A 20,421-nucleotide genomic window follows, 5' to 3' on the forward strand; every position below is an offset into this window, starting at 1 on the left:
CGCTAGGAGCCATTCGTCCCCAGAGCTGGGGGATGTGCCGTTTTCACACGCCCTCGGCGGTCAGCGGGAATTGCCACTCTTCGGTGACCCTTGTACGACTTTCGTCCGGCTGCCCACGCTCCCGGCACGGGCAGCCCGACACACGGACGACCGGGTGCGCCTCACACGTTCGGGGGCGCCCCGTCGATCGGGCGTCCGAGCACACCCGGCCGCTTCTGCCACGGCAACGGGCCGCCGGGCGGGCGGTAGTCGACGCCGAGTGCGTCAAGTCGCGCGTAGTGCGGGGTCATTCGCCGCTCGAAGTCCGCGAAGTCGCGCTCGGCGGGTGCCGGGAGCGTGCTCCAGGCGACCTCGGCGAAGGCCGCGAGGCGCGGGAACACCTGGTAGTCCACACGTGCGTGGTACTCCATCACCTCGGTCCAGACGTTGGCCTGGGTGCCGAGCACGTGCCGCGCCTCGTCCTCGGTCAGCTGCGGGGGCACCGGCTCGAAGCGGTAGACGTCCTCAAGGGTGCGGACGAAGCCGATGGGCGCGGGCTCGTCGGGGCCGCCGTCCTGGCGGTGGTCCAAGTACACCTGCTGCTCGGGACACATGACGACGTCGTGACCTGCCTTGGCCGCCGCGATGCCACCCCCGTACCCGCGCCAGGAGGACACGGTGGCCCCCTCGGCGAGACCGCCCTCCAGGATCTCGTCCCAGCCGATGAGCCGGCGCCCGCGCGCGGTCAGCCAGGTGTCGAAGTGCCGGATGAACCAGCTCTGCAGCCCGTCCTCGTCACCGACCCCCAGCTCCTTGATGCGGGCCTGCGCGGTGGGCGACGCCTTCCACTGGTCCTTGGGACATTCGTCTCCCCCGACGTGGATGAAGGTGGAGGGAAAGAGCTCGAGCACCTCCTCGAACACCCCCTCGTAGAAGCGCAGGGTGTTCTCGGTCGGGGCGAGGACATTGGGGTTGACGCCCCAGGTGTCCCAGACGCCCAGCGACGAGGTGTCGACGACATCGGTGTTCCCGAGCTCCGGATAGGCGTGGATGGCGGCCTGCGAGTGCCCGGGGATGTCGATCTCGGGTACGACGGCGATGTGCCGCTCATGGGCGTACGCGACGATCTCGCGGATGTCGTCCTGCGTGTAGAAGCCGCCGTGCGGGGTGTCGTTCCACAGCTCGGACGCGCGGTGGCCCCACTTCGAGCGCGGCCGCCACGAACCGGCCTCCGTCAGCTTCGGGTGGCGCTTGATCTCGATGCGCCAGCCCTGGTCGTCGCTGAGGTGGAAGTGGAAGACGTTCAGCTTGTGGGCGGCGAGGAGGTCGAGATAGCGCAGGACGCCGTCCTTGGGCATGAAGTGCCGGGCCACGTCGAGCATCATGCCGCGCCACCGGAAGCGGGGGCTGTCCTCGATCAGGCACCCCGGGACGGCGATCGGGACACCCGGCCGCAGGGGGGCGCGGCGGAAGGCCTCGGGCCCGATGAGCTGGCGCAGGGTCTGCGCACCCCAGAAGACGCCGGGGGCGGCGCCGCCGACGATGCCGACGCCGCGCTCCCCCACGGTGAGGCGGTACGCCTCGGGCGCGAGGGAGTCGTCGATCTCCAGCGAGACGGCGCCGGCGTCGGTGCCCCCGCCGGGCGCCAGGGGCAGGCCGAGCGCCGCGCCGAGGGTGGAGCGCAGCCAGCGTTCGGTGGACTCGGTGCCGGGGGCCGCGCGCAGCACGGTCGACGGGTCGAGGAGAAAGCCTTCGGTGTGCGGTCCTTCGGCGCGGGCGGGCGCGGGGATGAGCTGCTCAAAGGTCATGCGGCGAATCTGCCACGCGATTGCACAACGCAAAAGGGGCGTTGCGGTACACGCAACGCCCCTTCGCGAAGAGGGTCGTCGACCGCGCCGGAAGGCGTGGCAGGTCGGCGCGAGAGGCCGACGCGGAAGGCTACTTCTTGCCGCCGCCCTTGCCGTCCTTGCCGCCCTTGTCCTTGTCGCCACCGGCGCTCATGGACTCGTAGATCTCCTTGCACATGGGACAGACGGGGTACTTCTTCGGGTCGCGACCCGGCACCCACACCTTGCCGCAGAGCGCGACGACGGGCGTACCGTCGAGCGCGCTCGCCATGATCTTGTCCTTCTGGACATAGTGCGCATAGCGCTCGTGGTCGCCGTCACCGTGCGACACCTGTGGCGTCGGCTCTACGAGGGTCCCCGTACCTGCCCCGCGCTCGGGCTCGGGCTCAAGAGTGCTCATGGCATCCAAGGGTACCTACGCCCGACGGTTACGGGCATCGCCCGGGACCCGGCGCCCCCGCGGAACGCCCACCCGGATCAGCCCGCCCCGGTCACTCCACCCACCGCAGGGAGTACGCGATCGCCTCGCACAGATCCCCCATGGGCCCCTCCGTGCCGCTCAGCGGCACGGAGAACGCGAGCAGCAGATAGCCCACACCGCCCGGCATCCGCACGTGGAAGTCCAGCGTCGTGTCCGTCGTCGCACGGACCGCATCGCCCGCGGGCAGCTCCACCGCCTCGACCCGCGAGGCGTCCCCCCTGCGCCGCGCGAGGGTCCGGGCCAACTCCCCCACTTCCGGGGCGAGCCCGGGAGGCGTGGGCAGCAGCGAGACCATGAGCGAGGCGGGGTAGGCCGTGCCCTCGGGCGTCTCGGTCTTGAGGTAGAACTCCAACGCGCCGTCCGCCGCGCCGCGTTCGGCGATGTTGCGCAGGGTCGTCCACAGGGACCGCCGCACCTCTTCGGGCGCGCTCCCGCTCCCGGACTCGCGGTCCACGAAGGTCTTCAGCTGGCCGCGCCACCGCTCCTGCGTCAGGTCGACGCGGAACCAGTCGCGCGGCACGAGGATCCGGTAGTCCGACGGCGGCGCCACGGTGTCGCTCACGCGTCCGTGTCCCGGTCCGGGATGATCAGCGGCTCGCCGTCCGCCTCGAACAGGCGGATGCTGCTCACTATGTTCCCGAACATCGTCGAGAACTCGTCCCAGCCGACCTGCGTGGGCGTCCCCAGCTCCATCACCAGGGTCGTCCCGTTCGGCAGCGGGACATAGACGCGGATGAACGACGTCGGGATCCTGATGCCGTCCGGGGACTCGGTCAGCTCACCGGTGACCTTGTCGACGCGCGTACCCACGCAGGACACCGCGGGGCCGCACGGCAGCAGGATCTCCCTGACCTCGCCCGCGTCGTCACGGCGCAGGCTGGACGCGATCGCCGCGAGGGGGTCCGCGTCCTCGTCCTCGGGGCTGTCGACCAGGGCCGCGTAGACCGTGGCGCTGCACGGGTCGTCGCCGACGGCGCCCACGGCGATGGCCGCGTACTCGGCCCCGGCCTCCAGCAGGTCGTCGATGCCGAGCGCGCAGATGACCGCGAGCTTGAGCATGTCCTCGTCCTCGGCGCCGGGCAGCGCCTTCGCCGCGAGCTCCTCCAGGAGCCGGGCCCCTTCGTCCTCGTCCTCCTCGTGGAGGGGGAGGTCGTGGAAGATCTCCGGCATCACCCAGCGGACGTGGATGCCGTCGGAGTCGATGCGGGCACCGGCCTCGGCATCGGGACCGGAGTTCTGCGCAGGGATCGTCGCCTCGAACCGCAACGGCTCGTAGGGAGGGGCCGCCGGGGACGTCGTGGCTGCTGGGGATTGCGTGGTCACTTGGCGCCGTTGCTTTCCGGGAGCGGTGGTATGGGGAGTTCGGGGGCCTCGGGGAAGAACTTCCGGGAGGTGGCGTACATGCCGTAGTAGGGGTAGAGGCCGGGGATGTCGGCGCCGCCCCTGCGGGCGATGCCGACGATCTTCCGGTAGAGGCGGACCCTGCAGCGCATGTTCCGCAGGGCCGGATCGGCCGCATCGGGGCCGCGCAGGCGGTAGGCCACGCCGATCGAAGCCAGCAGGAGCAGTGCGTCCACGCAGAAGAAGGCGATCTGGAAGGGCCTGGGCCTCAGGGACGCGACGAGATCCCAGAACGGCCACGCGCCGACCCCGAAGACGAGCAGCGGCACGGCGAGGAAACAGCCGACAAGGCTCCCCTTCTCCGTGTCCCGCCGCCGCTGGAACATCAGCCGGTGCACGGCCCGGTCGTCGAGGAAGTCGAACCGCACGGCACGCCCGTACGCCTCGGCCGCCTCCCGTGCCGCGGGCACGGCGGAGATGACCGACGACGGAACCAGCTCGTGCTCGGTCCCGCTGTCGTCGACGAACGTGCCGCGCCCCAGGGCGTGGTAGTCGATCATCCGCCCCGCTCCTTACCCGGCCGGGGCCAGCGAGGAGTGGAACGACGACGAGGAGGGGCTCGGGCTGGGACCCGGCCTCGGGGAAGGCGTGGGCGTGGGCGTGCCCGGTGTCGACGGCGTGGTCGGCGGGGCGCTCGGCCTCGGTCCGGGACCCGGGTGCGGGGTGATGGGGTGGGTCTTGCCGTCGTCCGGGCCCATGGCCTCCTTCATCCGGAGGATGGACTTCACGTACAGGTTCCCCAGGGCGGCACCCTTGATGTAGCGGGTGACGACCTCCGGGTTCCAGCCCCCGGCCGGCAGCTTGGGCGTGGTGATGCCGCGCTTGGCGAGCATCTTGGAGGCGAAGCCGACGCCCTTGTTGATGTTCTTCACGGCGAAGCCGTTGGTGAACGCGCCCCAGACACCCTTGCCCGCGCCGGCGAGGCGGGCGCCCTTGGCGGCCGCGGTGAGCCCCTTCAGGGCGCCGAGCCCGGGGATGATGCCGAGGACGTCGATGCCGATCGCCAGCAGGTCGAGTTTCCCGCCGCGCGCGAAGACGTCGTACAACCGGCCGGACAGGGCCGTGGCACTCATCGCGGCCCCGACACCGACCAGGACGATCGCCAGGGTGCCGCCCGACAGGACGATCGCCGCGACGAGCGCCGCCACCGCGAGGACCGTGGCCGCGGCCGTGAACCAATCGGCGTGATCCGCGATCCAGTTCATGAACCCGCCGGGGTCGCGCACCCCGTCGTGGTGGATCACGTTCTTGATCTTCTTGGCCGCCGCGCTCGCGGCGTCGTCACGGATCTCGACCGCTTCCATGATCTTGCCGCGGTGCTGAGCCATGATCGTCGTGGCGTCGTCGCGCTTCTTCTGCTGCTTCGTCCGGTCGACCGAGTCCTCCTTGGAGGAGGGCACCGTCCCCTCGGTCTTGTCCAGCTCCTTGAGCGCGGCCTTCTGCTCGACCTCCGCCTTGCGGAACTCCTCAAGGGCCTTGTCCGCCATGCGCTGCGCGCGGTGCAGCTCGCTGGCGTACTCCTTGGACTCGCCTTCCCTGACCTTGGTGCCCAGGGCGTCGGCGGCCTCGTCATAGCGGTCGAACGCCTTCTTCAGGCGCCCCGCCGTGTCGCCCGCGACCTCGTGGAAGGCGCGCCCGGCGTCGCTGTCCCAGCTCTCGACCGACGCCAGCGCCTTGATGTTCCGCGCCTGCTTGTCGATCTCCTCGGCCATGCCGCGCAGCTTCTTGCCCAGGCGCGCGACCTCGTACGGGTCGCCCGGCACGGGATCGGAGTCGTAGAGAGGAGTCCAGTCGCTCGGCCGCCCGCTCACTTCGCACCCTTCTTGTCGCTCTTCTTCGCGTCCCGGAGCGCGTTGGCGAGCTCGTGGTCGATGTCCTCGTACGCCTTGGCCGCATCGGCGGTGATCTTGGCGAGGTTCTCGATGTCCTTGTTCAGCTTCTTGCGCGTCTTCTTCCAGGTGCTGGAGAAGTCGTCGAAGATCTCGCGCAGCTTGTCGCTGCCCAAGTCCTTCTCGTAGCCGTCGGAGGGGTCGCCGTTCTCCTTGAACTCACGGTGGATGCGGTAGAGCGACTCCGAGCAATCCTTGATGAGGTCGAGGTCGTATCTGGTTCTGTCCGACACGACTCAGACCCCCCGCGCGAACGAAGCCGCCACGAGGGCAGGCAACTTGGGCGGATTGCGGCGCTTCACGGTCAACCCCCGTATGCAAGACGTCAAGTACGCGTCAGGACGCTATCCGTGTGACTCGTGGTTGCGCTACTGGGAACCGTCTTGGGGCGCTGACCTGTCAGTTAAGGGATGGATCATCCGGATACGTCGCCACCATCGCCAGCTCGCTCCGCTGCCTCCGCAGCACCGCGCGCCACAGTCGCTCCGGATCCGGGGACGACACGTCGCCCGGCTCGGACTCCACCACGTACCAGGCGCCCTCGACGAGTTCGTCCTCCAGCTGGCCCGGACCCCAGCCCGCGTACCCGGCGAAGATCCGCAGGGAGCCGAGCGCGGGGGCCAGGAGTTCGGGGGGTGTGTCCAGGTCGACCAGGCCGATCGCGCCGTGCACGCGGCGCCAGCCGATCGGTTCTCCTCTGGACGGGCGCGGCCGGGATGCGGGGGACGCGCCCTCCTCGCCGGGGATCACCGCCACGCCGAGCGCCGAGTCGAGCGAGACGGGGCCGCCCTGGAAGACGACTCCCGGCGCCCCGGCCAGATCACCCCAGCCCTCCAGGATGTCCGCGACGTCCACCGGCGTGGGCCGGTTGAGGACCACGCCGAGCGAGCCCTCCTCGTCGTGGTCGAGGAGCAGCACCACCGCGCGGTCGAAGTTCGGGTCCGCCAGGGCAGGCGTGGCCACGAGCAGCCGCCCTGTGAGCGAGGACACCTCGGTCATGAACGACATGATCCCGCATCTTTGCCCCGCGGGGGGAGGCAATGCCCGTACAGGAGTGAATGCAGCTCAGGGGCGCACAGGCGCGTCTGGAGCGCACACTTTCGCCGGTGACCCGGAGTGTCCGGTTCCGAACGGTTCGTGTTGTCGCGAACTCCTGACGCGGTTTGCGCGTCCTCAGCCTTACGGAAGGGGGGTACGCGCCCATTACGCTTGCCCTTTGGTCCACCCGTCCATCCAATCGGAACGCGAGATTCATGACCGTCACCGACGATGTACTGCTTGTCCACGGCGGAACCCCGCTGGAGGGCGAGATCCGTGTCCGCGGCGCGAAGAACCTCGTGCCCAAGGCCATGGTCGCCGCGCTGCTCGGCAGCGCTCCGAGCAGGCTGCGCAATGTCCCCGACATCCGCGACGTCCGCGTCGTACGCGGACTCCTGCAGCTGCATGGCGTCACGGTCCGCCCCGGTGAGGAGCCGGGCGAGCTGGTCATGGACCCCTCGCACGTGGAGAGCGCCAACGTCGCGGACATCGACGCGCACGCGGGCTCCTCGCGGATCCCGATCCTGTTCTGCGGGCCGCTCCTGCACCGCCTCGGCCACGCCTTCATCCCCGGCCTCGGCGGCTGCGACATCGGCGGCCGGCCGATCGACTTCCACTTCGAGGTGCTCCGCCAGTTCGGCGCCACCATCGAGAAGCGCGAGGGCGGCCAGTATCTGGAGGCCCCGCAGCGGCTGCGCGGCACGAAGATCCAGCTGCCGTACCCGTCCGTGGGCGCCACCGAGCAGGTCCTGCTGACCGCCGTACTGGCGGAAGGCGTCACCGAGCTCTCGAACGCCGCCGTCGAACCTGAGATCGAAGACCTCATCTGCGTCCTGCAGAAGATGGGCGCGATCATCGCGATGGACACCGACCGGACCATAAGGGTCACCGGTGTCGACAGCCTGGGCGGCTACGACCACTCCGCCCTCTCGGACCGCCTGGAGGCCGCCTCCTGGGCTTCCGCGGCCCTGGCGACCGAAGGCAACATCTACGTCCGCGGCGCCCAGCAGCGCTCGATGATGACGTTCCTGAACACCTACCGGAAGGTGGGCGGTGCCTTCGAGATCGACGACGAGGGCATCCGCTTCTGGCACCCGGGCGGCTCGCTCAACGCGATCGCCCTGGAGACGGACGTGCACCCCGGCTTCCAGACGGACTGGCAGCAGCCCCTGGTCGTCGCCCTGACGCAGGCCGCGGGCCTCTCCATCGTCCACGAGACGGTCTACGAGTCCCGGCTCGGATTCACCTCCGCGCTCAACCAGATGGGCGCACACATCCAGCTCTACCGCGAGTGCCTGGGTGGCTCGCACTGCCGATTCGGGCAGCGCAACTTCCTCCACTCGGCGGTCGTCAGCGGCCCCACGAAGCTCCAGGGCGCCGATCTGGTCATTCCCGACCTGCGCGGCGGCTTCTCGTACCTGATCGCGGCCCTGGCGGCGCAGGGGACGTCCCGCGTCCACGGCATCGACCTGATCAACCGCGGCTACGAGAACTTCATGGACAAGCTCGTGGAGCTCGGCGCGAAGGTGGAGCTGCCGGGCAGGGCCACGCTCGGCTGACGCGGCCTCGCACGCACGCAGAAGGGGCGGTCACCCGGTGGGTGACCGCCCCTTCTATGTACTGCCTGAGGCTACTTGCCCTTGGCGGCTTCCTTGAGCTTGGAGCCCGCCGAAACCTTGACGCTGTAGCCGGCCGGGATGTTGATCGGCTCGCCGGTCTGCGGGTTCCGGGCGGTGCGAGCGGCACGGTGGGTGCGCTCGAAGGTCAGGAAGCCGGGGATGGTGACCTTCTCGTCGCCCTTGGCAACGATCTCGCCGACGGTCTCGGCGAACGCGGCCAGCACGGCGTCGGCGTCCTTGCGGGTCACCTCGGCGCGGTCGGCCAGCGCGGCCACCAGCTCACTGCGGTTCATGTTTGTACTCCCGTGTTCTTCTTGCCGTTGAGGCGTGCCACGCGGCGGAGCCGCATGATGGGCACAGCGAAGCCGATGCTGCCAGGGTCCTCGGTCAGGCCCCGGACCCGGGTCCGTCATCCGGACCCTCGCGCCCAGAAAGGCATCCTGCCCCCACCTGCGGCGGGAAAGCCAATCCGGGGCCCCTGGGGGTCACACGAAAAGCTTCACCGCCCCTGGAAGGTGGCAGTCGGGGGCGCGCTTCCACGCCACCCTAGAGGGCCTTGAGGACCCCTGCGTTCCGCGACGCGCCGTACTACTGGGCCGTGGCGCCTGTCACAGCCACCCCAGCCGCCTTCGCCGCGTTGCGCACCGCATCGGCGACCGCGCCCGCGACCTTGTCGTTGAAGACGCTGGGGATGATGTAGTTCGGGTTGAGCTCGTCCTCGGCGACGACGTCCGCGAGGGCGCCTGCCGCCGCCAGCATCATCTCCGTGTTGACGGTGCGCGACTGGGCGTCGAGCAGACCGCGGAAGACACCGGGGAAGACCAGGACGTTGTTGATCTGGTTCGGGAAGTCCGAGCGGCCCGTGGCCACGACCGCCGCCGTCTGGCGGGCGACCGTGGGCTCGACCTCGGGGTCCGGGTTCGCGAGCGCGAACACGATGGCGCCTTCCGCCATGGCCGCGACGTCGTCGCCGTTCAGGACGTTCGGGGCCGAGACGCCGATGAAGACGTCGGCGCCGACGACCGCTTCCTTGAGGGTGCCGCGGGCGCCCTCGGGGTTGGTGTTGTCGGCGATCCAGCGCAGCGGCGAGTCCGGCGCGGCGTCCACGAGGTCCTCGCGGTCCGCGTGCACGACACCGTGGATGTCGGCCACGACGGCGTGCTTGACGCCCGCCGCGATGAGCAGCTTGAGGATGGCCGTACCGGCCGCGCCCGCACCGGACATGACGACGCGTACGTCGCCGACACCCTTGCCCACCACGCGAAGTGCGTTGGTCAGCGCGGCGAGTACGACGATCGCGGTGCCGTGCTGGTCGTCGTGGAAGACGGGGATGTCCAGGGCCTCGCGCAGGCGGGCCTCGATCTCGAAGCAGCGCGGCGCCGAGATGTCCTCGAGGTTGATGCCCGCGAAGCCGGGGGCGATCGCCTTCACGATCTCGACGATCGCGTCCGTGTCCTGGGTGTCCAGGCACAGCGGCCAGGCGTCGATCCCCGCGAAGCGCTTGAAGAGGGCCGCCTTGCCCTCCATGACGGGAAGGGCGGCCTTCGGGCCGATGTTCCCGAGGCCGAGAACGGCCGAACCGTCCGTTACGACCGCAACGGAGTTGCGCTTGATGGTGAGGCGGCGCGCGTCCTCGGGGTTCTCGGCGATCGCCATGCACACGCGGGCCACGCCCGGGGTGTAGATCATGGAGAGGTCGTCACGGTTCCTGATGGGGTGCTTCGACTGCATCTCGATCTTGCCGCCGAGGTGCATCAGGAACGTACGGTCGGAGACCTTGCCGACGGTGACGCCCTCGATGGTGCGCAGCTGCGCGACGATCTCGTCGCCGTGCGTCGTGGAGGTCGCCGCGATCGTGACGTCGATCCGGAGCGCCTCATGGCCGGAGGCCGTGACGTCGAGGCCGGTCACCGAGCCTCCGTGGGACTCGACGGCCGTGGTGATCTGGGAGACCGCGGTGCCGCTCGCGGGCACCTCCAACCGGACCGTGTTCGAGTAGGAGACGCTGGGCGCCGTTGCCATGGCCGACTTCCTCTGCTTTCACCGTGTTGCTCTTGCCGTCCGATCGTCGCACCTACCACTGAGTACGTGGTAGCCGCCTCGGATTGCGAACTTTTCGTTCACCGGCTTTTCGGAAACTAGTTTCCACCATACGAGAAGTTGGGGGACGCCGGTAGGGGGAAGCGGAAACCGGTGGTTGAAACCGAAAGAGGCCCTCGTCACGTGGTGACGAGGGCCTCTCCCTACGTTGATGACACCGACCCGCCATGCTCGCCTCGCGGCAAGTGGTCGCTCGTAGCGACGAAGGTTGGGCCCGGGGGCTTGGATCGGGCCGGTGCCACATCAACGGTAACAAACGATCCCCGTAAGGCAATTCCCGTCCCGACAAGTCTCTGAAGTCATTCTCGGAGCAGGTCCGGCACCCCGTCCCCGTCCGGGTCGTCGCGCTCGCCGGACAGGACCGTCAGCTGCTGCGTGGCACGCGTCAGCGCCACGTACAGGACCCGCAGGCCCGCGGGGGACTCGTCCGCGATCTCCGCGGGCGAGACGACGACCGTCGCGTCGTACTCCAGGCCCTTGGCCTCCAGGCTGCCGAGCGCGACGACCCGGCCGCCGAGCCCGTCGAGCCATTTGGCCGCCTGCTCACGGCGGTTCATCGCCACGACGACACCGACGGTGCCGTCCACCTGCTCCAGGAGCCGCGCCGCCTCCTCGCGCACCGACGCACCCAGGTCCTTGTCGCGTACGACGGCGAAGCGGGGCTTCACTCCCGTGGACCGGACGGCCGACGGCGACTCGGAGCCGGGCATCGCGAGCGCGAGCACCTTGGCGGCGAGGTCGGCGATCTCGGCGGGGTTGCGGTAGTTGACGGTGAGGGTGAAGCGGCGGCGCGGGCGGCTGCCCAGGGCCTCGTCACGGGCGGCCGCCGCCTCGTCCGGGTCGGACCAGGAGGACTGCGCGGGGTCGCCGACGATCGTCCACGTCGCGTGCCGGCCCCTGCGGCCGACCATGCGCCACTGCATGGGGGTCAGGTCCTGCGCCTCGTCGACGATCACGTGGGCGTACTCGGTGCGCTCCGCCGCGAGCCGCTCGGCGCGCTCGCGCTGCGACTCCTCGCGCTGCGGCATCAGTTCGTCGAGGCCCGTGAGCAGGTCGAGGGGGTCGAGATCCTTCTTCTTGCGGGGCTTGGGCGGCGTACCGAGAATCGACTGGAGCTCGTCGATGAGCGCCACGTCGTGCACCGACAGGGCGTCGCGCTTGAGCGAGCGGGCGACCTTGCGGACCTCGCCCGGGTTCAGGACGCGGCGCGCCCAGCGCCCCAGGCGCCGCTCGTCGCCCATCGCGGAGAGCACCGAGCGCGGGGTGAGTTCGGGCCACCAGGCGTCGAGGAAGCGGATGAAGTCGTCCTCGGAGGTGATGTCCTCGTCGAACGACGAGCGCAGCTCGGCGGCGAGCTCCGGGTCGCTGTGCCGCCCGGCGGAGCCGGACTGCGACCACAGGGCGTCCAGGAGGAGCTTGCGGGCGCGCGGGCGCAGGAGGTTGACGGGGGCCGTGCCGCTGAGCGCGTTGCGCCGGATGCGGCCCAGGGCGTCGGCCTCAAGCTCCAGGCGGCGGCCGAAGGCGACCACACGCAGCCGTGTGGGGGTCTCGGCGGGGGTCCGGGGCCCCTCGTCGTCGTCCTCGTCGCCGAAGTCCCCGAAGGACAGCTGGCCGTCCTGTGCGGGAGCCTTCGCCACCGTCCCCGGCCCGCTCTCCAGGGCGCCACGTGCCGCCTTCCGCAGGACGTGCAGCATCCGGGACGAGCCCTTGACCCGGGCCACCGCGGGCGAGTCGTAGACCGTGGCCTCCACCGCGCCGGACGCGTCGTCGGCCAGCGCGCCCACCGCGCGGATCGCGACCTGGCCCTCCTCGCCGAGCGAGGGCAGCACGCCCTCCGTGTAGGCCACGAGCAGCGGGGTCGGCGAGACGATGAGGATGCCGCCCGCGTACCGGCGGCGGTCCTGGTAGAGCAGGTAGGCCGCGCGGTGCAGCGCCACGGCGGTCTTGCCGGTGCCGGGGCCGCCCTCGACGTACGTCACCGATGCGGCGGGCGCACGGATGACCATGTCCTGCTCGGCCTGGATCGACGCCACGATGTCCCGCATGGTGTGGCTGCGGGCCTGGCCGAGCGCCGCCATCAGGGCGCCGTCGCCGATGACGGGCAGGCTCTCGCCGTTCAGGGTCGCCGTGAGCTCCGGGCGCATCAGGTCGTCCTCGACGCCCAGGACCTTGCGGCCCTTGGAGCGGATGACCCGGCGGCGCACGACACGGCCGGGGTCGACCGGCGTCGAGCGGTAGAAGGGCGCCGCGGCCGGGGCCCGCCAGTCGATGACGAGCGGGGAGTAGTCCGCGTCCAGGACGCCGATGCGGCCGATGTGCAGGGTCTCGGCGATCTGGGCGGTGTTGTTCTCGCTCACCGCGTCCTCGGCGGGCTCGACCGACGTGTACGCGCCGTCCGGGCCCTTCTTGCCGTCCTTGCCGAGCAGCAGGTCGATCCTCCCGAAGAGGAAGTCCTCGAACTCGCTGTTGAGCCGGTTGAGATGCACCCCCGCGCGGAACACCTGCGCGTCCCGCTCGGCGAGCGCGCCGGGCGTGCCGACCTGGGAGCGCTTGGCCGCGTCGGTCATGAGGAACTCGGCCTCGTGGATCTTCTCCTCGAGACGCCGGTAGACCTGGTCGAGATGTTCTTGTTCGACGCTGATCTCACGGTCGCGTACGTCGGCCACCGAGGCCCCTTTCCGGACGTGCAGCTGCCCTATTGAGCAGCCGTCTACCGTACGCGAAAGGGGACCCCTCTGTGCACTTCTCCTACGCGTCGACCTCCACCAGGCGGTCGCCGTCGAAGGTGGTCACCTCGAAGTGGTCGATGTCGTTGCGGTCCATCGCGGCTCCCCCGTGGACATACAGGGGGCTGCGGGCCCATTTGTTCGGGCTGTCCTCGATGCCGTATCCCCACTTCGGGACGGACCAGGTGGTCACCGTCTCCTTCTCGCCGTCCTTGCCGACCGCGACCAGGGAGCACTTGAGCGGGCCCTTCACGTTCTTCAGCTCAAGGACCGTGTGCGTGCCCCAGGCCTTCTTCTCCGTGCCGACCGTGGCGCTGACCTTGGTCTTGGGGTCCGTGGCCTTGATCTTGTCGTCCATGTGGTTGAAGAAGGCGTCCTCGGCGGGGCTCGTGGGATGCGGCTCGCCCGCCACGTCCGTCGTACCGCCGCCGTCGCTCACCGCGAGGACCGTGAGCGGCCCGCCGACGATCAGCGCCGCCGCCGCGGCCACGAGATACATGCCGCGCCTGCGCTTCTGCGCGCGCTTCACGGAGACCTCGTCCACGAGCCGGTCCGCGAGCCGCGGGCTCGGCCGCGCGGCGAGCTGCTCACCGATCTCCGGTACGCCGCGCGGTACCCCGCGCGCGTCCGGGAAGTCCGCGAGCGCGGCCAGCATCGGCTCCATGCCGGAGAACTCCTCCAGCTGGTGCGCGCAGAACGCGCAGCCCGCCAGATGGGCCTCGAAGGCGGTCGCCTCCGCGTCGTCCAGGATGCCGAGGGCGTAGGCGCCGACGGTCTCGTGCACGTCGCCCGCTTCCGCATGGCCCCGCGCGTCATGTCCGTAGGACTCGTTCATGCCGTCACCCCCCGCTCCTCGAGCGCCAGCTTCATCGAGCGAAGCGCGTAGAAGACCCGCGAACGCACCGTCCCACTGGGTATACCCAGTGTCGCGGCCGCCTCATTGACCGTACGCCCCTTGAAATAGGTCTCGACAAGTACCTCCCGGTGCGCGGGAGTCAGGTCGTCGAGCGCGTCCGAAAGAGTCATCAGCCACAGCGCCTTATCGATCTCGTCCTCCGCGGGGATGACCTCCAGCGGCGACGGATCGACCTCCTGCGGCCGGGCCTGCCGGCTGCGGTGGCCGTCGATGACGATGCGCCGGGCGACCGTCACCAGCCAGGGGCGTACCGAACCGGTCGCACGATTGAGCTGACCGGCGTTCTTCCAGGCACGGATGAGCGTTTCCTGTACGACATCTTCGGCGCGCTGCCGGTCTCCCGCCACAAGCCGGAGCACATAGGCCAGAAGTGGACCCGCGTGCTCGCGATAGAGGGCGCGCATCAACTCCTCGTCCGGTCCGTTGCGTTGGGGGACCAGGCGATGTCGGTGCGGGCGTTCCTGCGGGCGCTCATCGGCCACGGCGGAATCCTTGCGCACGTCTGCCTCCGGTGTCCGCTCTTCGTCTTGGCTGGCTCACCGGGGATGTACGTACACGGGAGCGGCTGTGTTCAGCCGTGCCGGAAAGTTTTCGATCAGGCCCGCGCGAGTGCCGCCCTGCGCCGGTGTCTGGCCACCCGCTCGCGGTTGCCGCACACCTCGCTGGAGCACCAGCGGCGGCGGCGTCCACGTGAGGTGTCCAGGTACACGATGGGGCAGTTGTCGCCCTCGCACTGGCGCAGCAGGGCGCGGGCGACGGGATCGGTGAGCAGGTCGACGGCATCGCGTGCCACCACGGCGAGCAGGGCCGCGCAGCCCAGGTCGCCGTCCAGGGCGCGGACGAGGCTGCCGTCGGGGTGCCGTACGGCGCGCGGGGCCGGTGGCGCCGTCGCGGCGAGGGCGTTGACCCTGGCCAACGCGGCGTCGGCGGACCGCCCTTCGAGTTCGTCGAGCACCAACTGCCCGACATGCGCGCGCAGTTCACGGAAGGCGACGAGCCAGACCGGCCTCGCTCCCGGCAGGGCCGTGTGATCCGGGATCAGCCCGGCGCCCGCGAGCCAGGCGAGCAGCCGGTCCACGGAGTCGAGCCGTTCCACGGGATGGTTCGTCGCCACGAGGTCCAGACAGCTCCGCCCGGAGTCGAATCGCAGCTCGTACGTGGCCGGGTCCATGCCCAGTGCCATGCGCCTGTCACCGCCTTGTGGGGTTACCGGTGAGTGCTCCCCCTTACAGTGCCTCGCCTTGGGCGGGCGCGGAACCCCTGCCACCGCGCATGACGTGAGACGCGCGCTTATGGGGGTGCGCTTCGGAACCATGGTCCGGGGCCCGTTCGGGCGGTTGACTCGGACCCATGAGAGACAACCGAGGGACGAACCAGCGGGGACAGGGCAGCGCCGGGGCCGTTCTGGGAGCGGCCGTAGTGACCATGGGCCTGATCTCCGGGACCTTCTACATCTTCTCCTGCGGCGTCATGCCCGGCCTCGCACGCAGCGACGACCGCGTCTTCATCGAGGTCATGCAGAACATGAACGACGCGTTCAACAATCCGGTCTTCTTCGCGAGCTTCTTCGGGGCGCTGATCTTCACCGCGGTCTCGGCGTGGCAGCTGCGCGGGACGAGCTCCTACCGGTGGGTGCTCGCGGCGCTCGTCGTCTATCTTCTGGCCTTCGCGATCACGTCGGTCGTGAACGTGCCGCTGAACGACGAGCTCGCGGACGCGGGCGACCCGGCGAAGATCTCCGATCCGGCGGCCGTGCGCGAGAAGTTCGAGGACACGTGGCTGGCCTGGAACGTCGTGCGGACCCTGCTCTCCACCGCCGCGATCGGCCTGCTCGCGCGGGCCCTGGTGCTGCGGGGACGGGACGACAAGGCCCGCCGTCAGTCCGAGTACTTCGACCCGGCGGCCGGATCGAGCGCGAGCCGGTAGCCCCGCTTGACCACCGTCTGGACGAGCTTCGGAGCCCCAAGTGCCGTACGCAGCCGGGCCATCGCGGTCTCCACGGCGTGCTCGTCGCGCCCCGTACCGGGCAGCGCGCGCAGGAGTTCGGCGCGGGAGACCACCCACCCCGGGCGCCGCGCGAGCGCCCCCAGCAGCGACATCCCCGCGGGCGGCACGGGCCGCAGCTCGTCGTCGACCAGGACGGCGTGGCCGCGGATCTCGACGCGGTGCCCCGCGATGGGCAACGTACGGGCGCGGGAGGGCAGTTCCTGGCACAGGATCTGTACGAGGGGGCCGAGCCGGAAGCGTTCGGGCTGCACCGTGTCGACGCCGCGGGCCTGCAGCGGCAGCGCGGTGACCGGGCCCACGCAGGCGGTCAGGACGTCGTGCTGGAGGGCGGCGAAGAGCTCGATGGCCATGCCGCGCTCCTCGGCGCGGGCCAGGAAGGACGCGGCGGCGGGCGCGCTGGTGAAGGTCAGCGCGTCGACGGCGCGGGCGACGGTGGCGTCCAGGAGCCGGTCGACGGGCGCCAGGTCCTCGGGCGGCATCCACCGGTAGACGGGCACGCCGACGACCTCCGCTCCCGCGGCGCGCAGCGACTCGACGAAGCCGGGCAGCGGTTCGCCGTGCAGCTGGAGCGCGATGCGCTTGCCCTCGACCCCTTCGTCGAGCAGCCGGTCGAGCACCTCCGCCATGGACTCGGACGAGGGCGACCACTCCTCGGTGAGCCCGGCGGCCCGGATGGCGCCCTTGACCTTCGGCCCGCGGGCGAGCAGCTCGACTCCCCGCAGACACCGCAGCAGCGCGTCGCCGAACCCCCACCCGTCGGCGGCCTCGACCCACCCGCGGAACCCGATCGCGGTGGTGGCGATCACCACATCGGGCGCGTGGTCGATCAACTCCTTGGTAGCGGAGAGCAGTTCGCTGTCGTCGGCGAGCGGGACGATGCGCAGCGCGGGTGCGTGCAGGACGGTGGCGCCACGCCTCTGGAGCAGCGCACCGAGCTCGTCCGCGCGCCGGGCGGCGGTGACGCCGACGGTGAACCCGGCGAGGGGGGCCTTCTGGTCACCGTGCCGGTGACCGTTCTGCTGACCGTTCTGAGGGGTCGCGTGCATGGCAGCTGCTCTCGTCCCGCTAGTACTGCGCGATGGTGTGGTCCGGGGTTGAACGAGCCTGCCAACGGCCCATGACAACCCCGGATCATCACGATGTCGTACGTGTTACACCAGCGTACGACCGCCCCTTCCTCACACCTCCGCGTACGTGAGCTGGGGCTTCGCCTCCGCGTCCTGGTTCCGCCCGGAGTCCGGGACGGCCGCGGGGCGGCGAAGGTATACGACCCACGTGACGCAGAAGCACGCCGCGTAGAAGGCCAGGAAGGCGACGAAGGCACCGGTCCCCGACCCCACGGTCTGGAAGGACTGCCGGAAGGCGAGATTGATCCCGAGCCCGCCGAGCGCGCCGACGGCGCCGATGAGCCCCATGGACGCCCCGGACAGCCGCCGCCCGTAGGCCGCGGCGGCTTCCCCGCTGAGCCCCTTCTGGAGGGCCTTGGCCTGGAAGATCCCGGGGATCATCTTGTACGTGGACCCGTTGCCGAGCCCGGTGAGCACGAACAGCACGACGAAGGCGGCGACGAAGAGGGCGAGCGACTCCCGCATGGAGGCGACGACGACCACGGCGGTGGCCGCGCCCATCCCCACGAAGTTCCACAGCGTGATGCGGGCCCCGCCGAACCGGTCGGCGAGCCGCCCGCCGACGGGCCTGATCAGCGAGCCGAGCAGCGGCCCGATGAAGGTGACGGCTGCGGCCTGCAGCGGCGTACGGCCGAACTGGGTCTGCAGCACGAGCCCGAACGCGAAGCTGTACCCGATGAAGGACCCGAAGGTCCCCACATACAGGAAAGCCATGATCCAGGTATGGGCGTCCCGCACGGCCTCCTTCGCGGCGCCGGTGTCGTTCTTGACGGTGGCGAGGTTGTCCATGAAGAGGGCGGCGCAGAGGGCGGAGACGAAGATGAGGGGGATGTAGATCCCGAGCAGCACACGTGGCCCTCCCCCGGCCCCGATGACCGCGAGCCCGGCGAGCTGCACGACGGGTACGCCGATGTTGCCGCCACCGGCGTTGAGCCCGAGCGCCCACCCTTTCTTCCTCAAGGGGAAGAAGGAATTGATGTTGGTCATGCTGGAGGCGAAGTTGCCGCCGCCGACGCCGGTGAGGAGGGCGCACACCATGAAGGTGGTGTAGGAGGTCCCGGGCTCCATGACGACGAAGGCCGCGATGGTCGGGGCGAGGAGCACGCCGGCGGCGATGATCGTCCAGTTGCGCCCGCCGAAGCGGGCGACGGCGAAGGTGTACGGGACGCGGGCGACGGCGCCGACGAGGGTGGCCATCGACACGAGGAAGAACTTCCCGGCGGGATCGATCCCGTACTCGGGCCCCATGAAGAGCACCATCACGGACCACAGGGTCCAGATGGAGAACCCGATGTGCTCCGAGAGGATCGAGAACACCAGATTCCGCCGGGCGACCCGCTCGCCTCCCTCCTCCTCCCAGAACTTCACGTCTTCCGGGTCCCACCGTTGGATCCACATGACAGACCTCCGCATCTCCACAGCCGGCGACTGATGGCCCCGAACGTAGGGAGGGCGGGTTTCCGTCCTGTGGCACGCGGTGACCGGCGGGGAACTTTGCTCTCACCTGGGGGGCGGGGGGACGGTGAGGGCCCTTCGCGGGGAGGCGTCGGCGGGGGTTGTGCGCGGGGGTGTGCGCGGGATCTGGGCGGGCGCTGAACGGGTTCTGGGGGAGCTCTGCGCGAGGCTCTGCGCAGGTCAGGCCTTGTTCACCCACGGGAGTACGTCACTGCCGCCGCCCTTGTCCCACTTGAGGGTCACCTCGTCGTTGGCCTGGGTGAGGTCGGCCGAGATGTACTTCTCGTCGTCGCCGGTGCCGCACTTGAGGGCGACGCGGAATCCGTTGCTGCCCTGCTCCTGCCCGAGCCCCATGCAGAGCCCGTCGCCACCCGCGTCGATGTACGAGACCGAGTGCTTGCCCTTGCCCTGCCCCGAGGTGAGCTTGGCGCCGATGGTGAGGGTCTTGGCCTCGTCGTTCTGCCACTGACCTTGGTAGCCGGTGTCTCCGGCGGGCCGCTCGGCGTCGGAATCGGGATCGGCGTCGGTCGGGTCGTCGAGGGGATCCTCGGTGGCGGGATCCGGTGAGGGCGCGTCGGTGGGCGCTTCGGTGGGCACTTCGGACTCGGGGGCGGAGGGACTGGCCGAGACACTCTTGTCGGCCTTGTCGGCCTTCGGCTTCTGGTCGTCGCCGCTGTCGCCGCTGGTGGCGAGGAAGATGCCGCCGCCGATGAGCGCGGCGATGACGACGACCGAGCCGACGATGAGGGCGACCTTGTTCTTGCCGGGGGCGCCGCCGGGCGGAGGGGGCGGCGGGTAGCCGGCGTACTGGGGGTCGGGCTGGCCGAAGGGCTGCTGTCCGTAGGGCTGCTGTCCGTAGGGCTGCTGTCCGTAGGGCTGCTGGGATTGCTGCCCGTAGGGACCCGGGTGGGGCTGGCCGTACGGAGGTTGGGCAGGCGGCGTCCCCTGCGACGCATACGGGTTCGGGGTCGGGTTCTGCCCATCGGGCTGCTGCGGCGGGGGCGGCGGGGCGCCGTAAGGACCCGGGGGCGGCCCCGGTATGGGCGGCTGGGGCTGCTGCGGAGGCCCGAATCCGTCCTGGGGTCCGTGGGCCCCATCCTGCGGCGGCTGACCGGGAGGCTGAGTCATATGGGTTCGGATCCCCTCACTGTCCGGCTCCTCACAGAGCCCAGCGGAAACCCCCTGCCCCCGCCCACCCCCAACATCCACCACGCGGCATCGGGGGCACAAGGGCCACCATCGGCGGCCGGGACGCCTGGAGCGAGGCAGTTCGCACGCGTATCGTCGAACGTAGGTGGTCTGTCGAGTCCTCTCGGAGGGCGGTGCGCCCAGTGAGCGAGCATCGGATATTGGGGCCGGAAGACGGCGAGCTCCATCAGCCCGAGCAGGCGTGCGGGGACCGGTTCCTGATCGACAGCCGTGAGCAGGGTGGCCGCTTCGCCCTCGTCGAGCACCGTCTGCCGCCGAAGGTTCTCGCCGCACCGGTGCACAAGCACTCCCGCGAGGACGAGTTCAGCTTCATCCTCGAAGGCTCGGTCGGCGCGAGGTTCGGTGACGAGGAAGTCGTGGCCGGGCCCGGCGACCTCGTGTTCAAGCCGCGCGACGAGTGGCACACGTTCTGGAACGCGGGTGACACCCCGGCCCGGTTGCTGGAGATCATCTCTCCAGGCGGTCTGGAGGAGCTGTTCCGGTGGCTTGACCAGCAGAGCGAGGAGCTGAGCCCGGAGGCCATTCAACGGAAGGCGGGGCTCTACGGCTGCTCGACGGACATGGAAGCAACCATGGCGCTCGTGACGAAACACGGGCTGATCTTCTAGAGCTGCACCTCGAACCGCT

20 protein-coding genes are annotated in these 20,421 nt (G+C 70.2%); 3 read left to right on the forward strand and 17 right to left on the reverse strand.

The features are described 5' to 3' along the window. Window positions 1-161 precede the first annotated feature (161 nt). The 8 genes from AC07AG_RS19045 to AC07AG_RS19080 form a co-directional block, all read right to left on the reverse strand. Entirely contained in the window at window positions 162-1,787 is a 1,626-nt protein-coding gene (locus tag AC07AG_RS19045) for a beta-N-acetylhexosaminidase (RefSeq protein ID WP_478756199.1), read from the reverse strand. Window positions 1,788-1,917: 130 nt separating this feature from the next. Then, window positions 1,918-2,226 carry a DUF3039 domain-containing protein gene (locus AC07AG_RS19050; protein WP_249589642.1) on the reverse strand — a complete coding sequence of 103 codons (309 nt, stop codon included), beginning with the start codon at window positions 2,224-2,226 and terminating at the stop codon, window positions 1,918-1,920. Window positions 2,227-2,317: 91 nt separating this feature from the next. After that, complete coding sequence (locus AC07AG_RS19055) at window positions 2,318-2,869, reverse strand: hypothetical protein (RefSeq protein ID WP_478756200.1); 552 nt, start codon at window positions 2,867-2,869, stop codon at window positions 2,318-2,320. Next, a complete protein-coding gene (locus tag AC07AG_RS19060; protein WP_478756201.1) occupies window positions 2,866-3,630 on the reverse strand; it encodes a hypothetical protein in 765 nt (254 codons plus the stop codon). Before AC07AG_RS19060 ends, AC07AG_RS19055 begins: the two co-directional genes overlap by 4 nt. After that, window positions 3,627-4,208, reverse strand: coding sequence for a hypothetical protein (locus AC07AG_RS19065; protein WP_478756202.1), 582 nt, complete (start codon window positions 4,206-4,208; stop codon window positions 3,627-3,629). Before AC07AG_RS19065 ends, AC07AG_RS19060 begins: the two co-directional genes overlap by 4 nt. Window positions 4,209-4,220: 12 nt before the next feature. Further along, window positions 4,221-5,519: a putative T7SS-secreted protein gene (locus tag AC07AG_RS19070; protein ID WP_478756203.1), complete on the reverse strand. Its 1,299-nt coding sequence runs from the start codon at window positions 5,517-5,519 to the stop codon at window positions 4,221-4,223. Next, on the reverse strand, window positions 5,516-5,830 hold the full coding sequence (locus AC07AG_RS19075; protein ID WP_249589637.1) for a hypothetical protein: 315 nt from the start codon (window positions 5,828-5,830) through the stop codon (window positions 5,516-5,518). Before AC07AG_RS19075 ends, AC07AG_RS19070 begins: the two co-directional genes overlap by 4 nt. 166 nt (window positions 5,831-5,996) lie before the next feature. After that, entirely contained in the window at window positions 5,997-6,605 is a 609-nt protein-coding gene (locus AC07AG_RS19080) for a YqgE/AlgH family protein (protein WP_478756204.1), read from the reverse strand. Window positions 6,606-6,850: 245 nt separating this feature from the next. On the opposite strand from AC07AG_RS19080, the gene murA reads away from it, so the two are divergent. Further along, the gene (gene murA / locus AC07AG_RS19085) at window positions 6,851-8,194 is read left to right on the forward strand and encodes a UDP-N-acetylglucosamine 1-carboxyvinyltransferase (protein WP_478756205.1); all 1,344 of its coding nucleotides are present in this window, start codon (window positions 6,851-6,853) and stop codon (window positions 8,192-8,194) included. Between the two features lie 71 nt (window positions 8,195-8,265). Here the strand turns inward: murA and AC07AG_RS19090 are convergent, their stop codons facing one another. The 6 genes from AC07AG_RS19090 to AC07AG_RS19115 form a co-directional block, all read right to left on the reverse strand. Then, window positions 8,266-8,547, reverse strand: coding sequence for an HU family DNA-binding protein (locus AC07AG_RS19090; RefSeq protein ID WP_016645140.1), 282 nt, complete (start codon window positions 8,545-8,547; stop codon window positions 8,266-8,268). 295 nt (window positions 8,548-8,842) lie between these two features. Continuing rightward, complete coding sequence (locus AC07AG_RS19095) at window positions 8,843-10,276, reverse strand: NAD-dependent malic enzyme (RefSeq protein ID WP_478756206.1); 1,434 nt, start codon at window positions 10,274-10,276, stop codon at window positions 8,843-8,845. A gap of 377 nt (window positions 10,277-10,653) precedes the next feature. After that, a complete protein-coding gene (locus AC07AG_RS19100; protein WP_478756207.1) occupies window positions 10,654-13,020 on the reverse strand; it encodes a HelD family protein in 2,367 nt (788 codons plus the stop codon). A gap of 82 nt (window positions 13,021-13,102) precedes the next feature. Then, a complete protein-coding gene (locus tag AC07AG_RS19105) occupies window positions 13,103-13,915 on the reverse strand; it encodes an anti-sigma factor family protein (protein ID WP_249589627.1) in 813 nt (270 codons plus the stop codon). Next, window positions 13,912-14,496, reverse strand: a complete 585-nt coding sequence (locus AC07AG_RS19110; protein WP_478756208.1) for a sigma-70 family RNA polymerase sigma factor — start codon at window positions 14,494-14,496, stop codon at window positions 13,912-13,914. Before AC07AG_RS19110 ends, AC07AG_RS19105 begins: the two co-directional genes overlap by 4 nt. A 95-nt stretch (window positions 14,497-14,591) precedes the next feature. Then, window positions 14,592-15,179 carry a CGNR zinc finger domain-containing protein gene (locus tag AC07AG_RS19115; protein WP_478756209.1) on the reverse strand — a complete coding sequence of 196 codons (588 nt, stop codon included), beginning with the start codon at window positions 15,177-15,179 and terminating at the stop codon, window positions 14,592-14,594. Window positions 15,180-15,346: 167 nt separating this feature from the next. Between AC07AG_RS19115 and AC07AG_RS19120 the strand changes: the two genes are divergently transcribed. Then, a complete protein-coding gene (locus tag AC07AG_RS19120; protein ID WP_478756210.1) occupies window positions 15,347-15,922 on the forward strand; it encodes an anthrone oxygenase family protein in 576 nt (191 codons plus the stop codon). Here AC07AG_RS19120 and AC07AG_RS19125 read toward each other — a convergent pair. From AC07AG_RS19125 to AC07AG_RS19135, 3 genes are all read right to left on the reverse strand, one after another. Then, entirely contained in the window at window positions 15,874-17,049 is a 1,176-nt protein-coding gene (locus AC07AG_RS19125; RefSeq protein WP_478756211.1) for a uroporphyrinogen-III synthase, read from the reverse strand. The two genes, AC07AG_RS19120 and AC07AG_RS19125, sit on opposite strands and share 49 nt — an antisense overlap. 132 nt (window positions 17,050-17,181) lie before the next feature. Next, complete coding sequence (locus AC07AG_RS19130) at window positions 17,182-18,543, reverse strand: nitrate/nitrite transporter (protein ID WP_478756212.1); 1,362 nt, start codon at window positions 18,541-18,543, stop codon at window positions 17,182-17,184. 222 nt (window positions 18,544-18,765) lie between these two features. Beyond that, on the reverse strand, window positions 18,766-19,713 hold the full coding sequence (locus AC07AG_RS19135; protein ID WP_478756213.1) for a hypothetical protein: 948 nt from the start codon (window positions 19,711-19,713) through the stop codon (window positions 18,766-18,768). Window positions 19,714-19,916: 203 nt separating this feature from the next. Between AC07AG_RS19135 and AC07AG_RS19140 the strand changes: the two genes are divergently transcribed. After that, entirely contained in the window at window positions 19,917-20,402 is a 486-nt protein-coding gene (locus AC07AG_RS19140) for a cupin domain-containing protein (protein WP_478756214.1), read from the forward strand. Window positions 20,403-20,421: the final 19 nt, after the last annotated feature.

This window comes from Streptomyces sp. NPDC044044, from assembly GCF_056434405.1.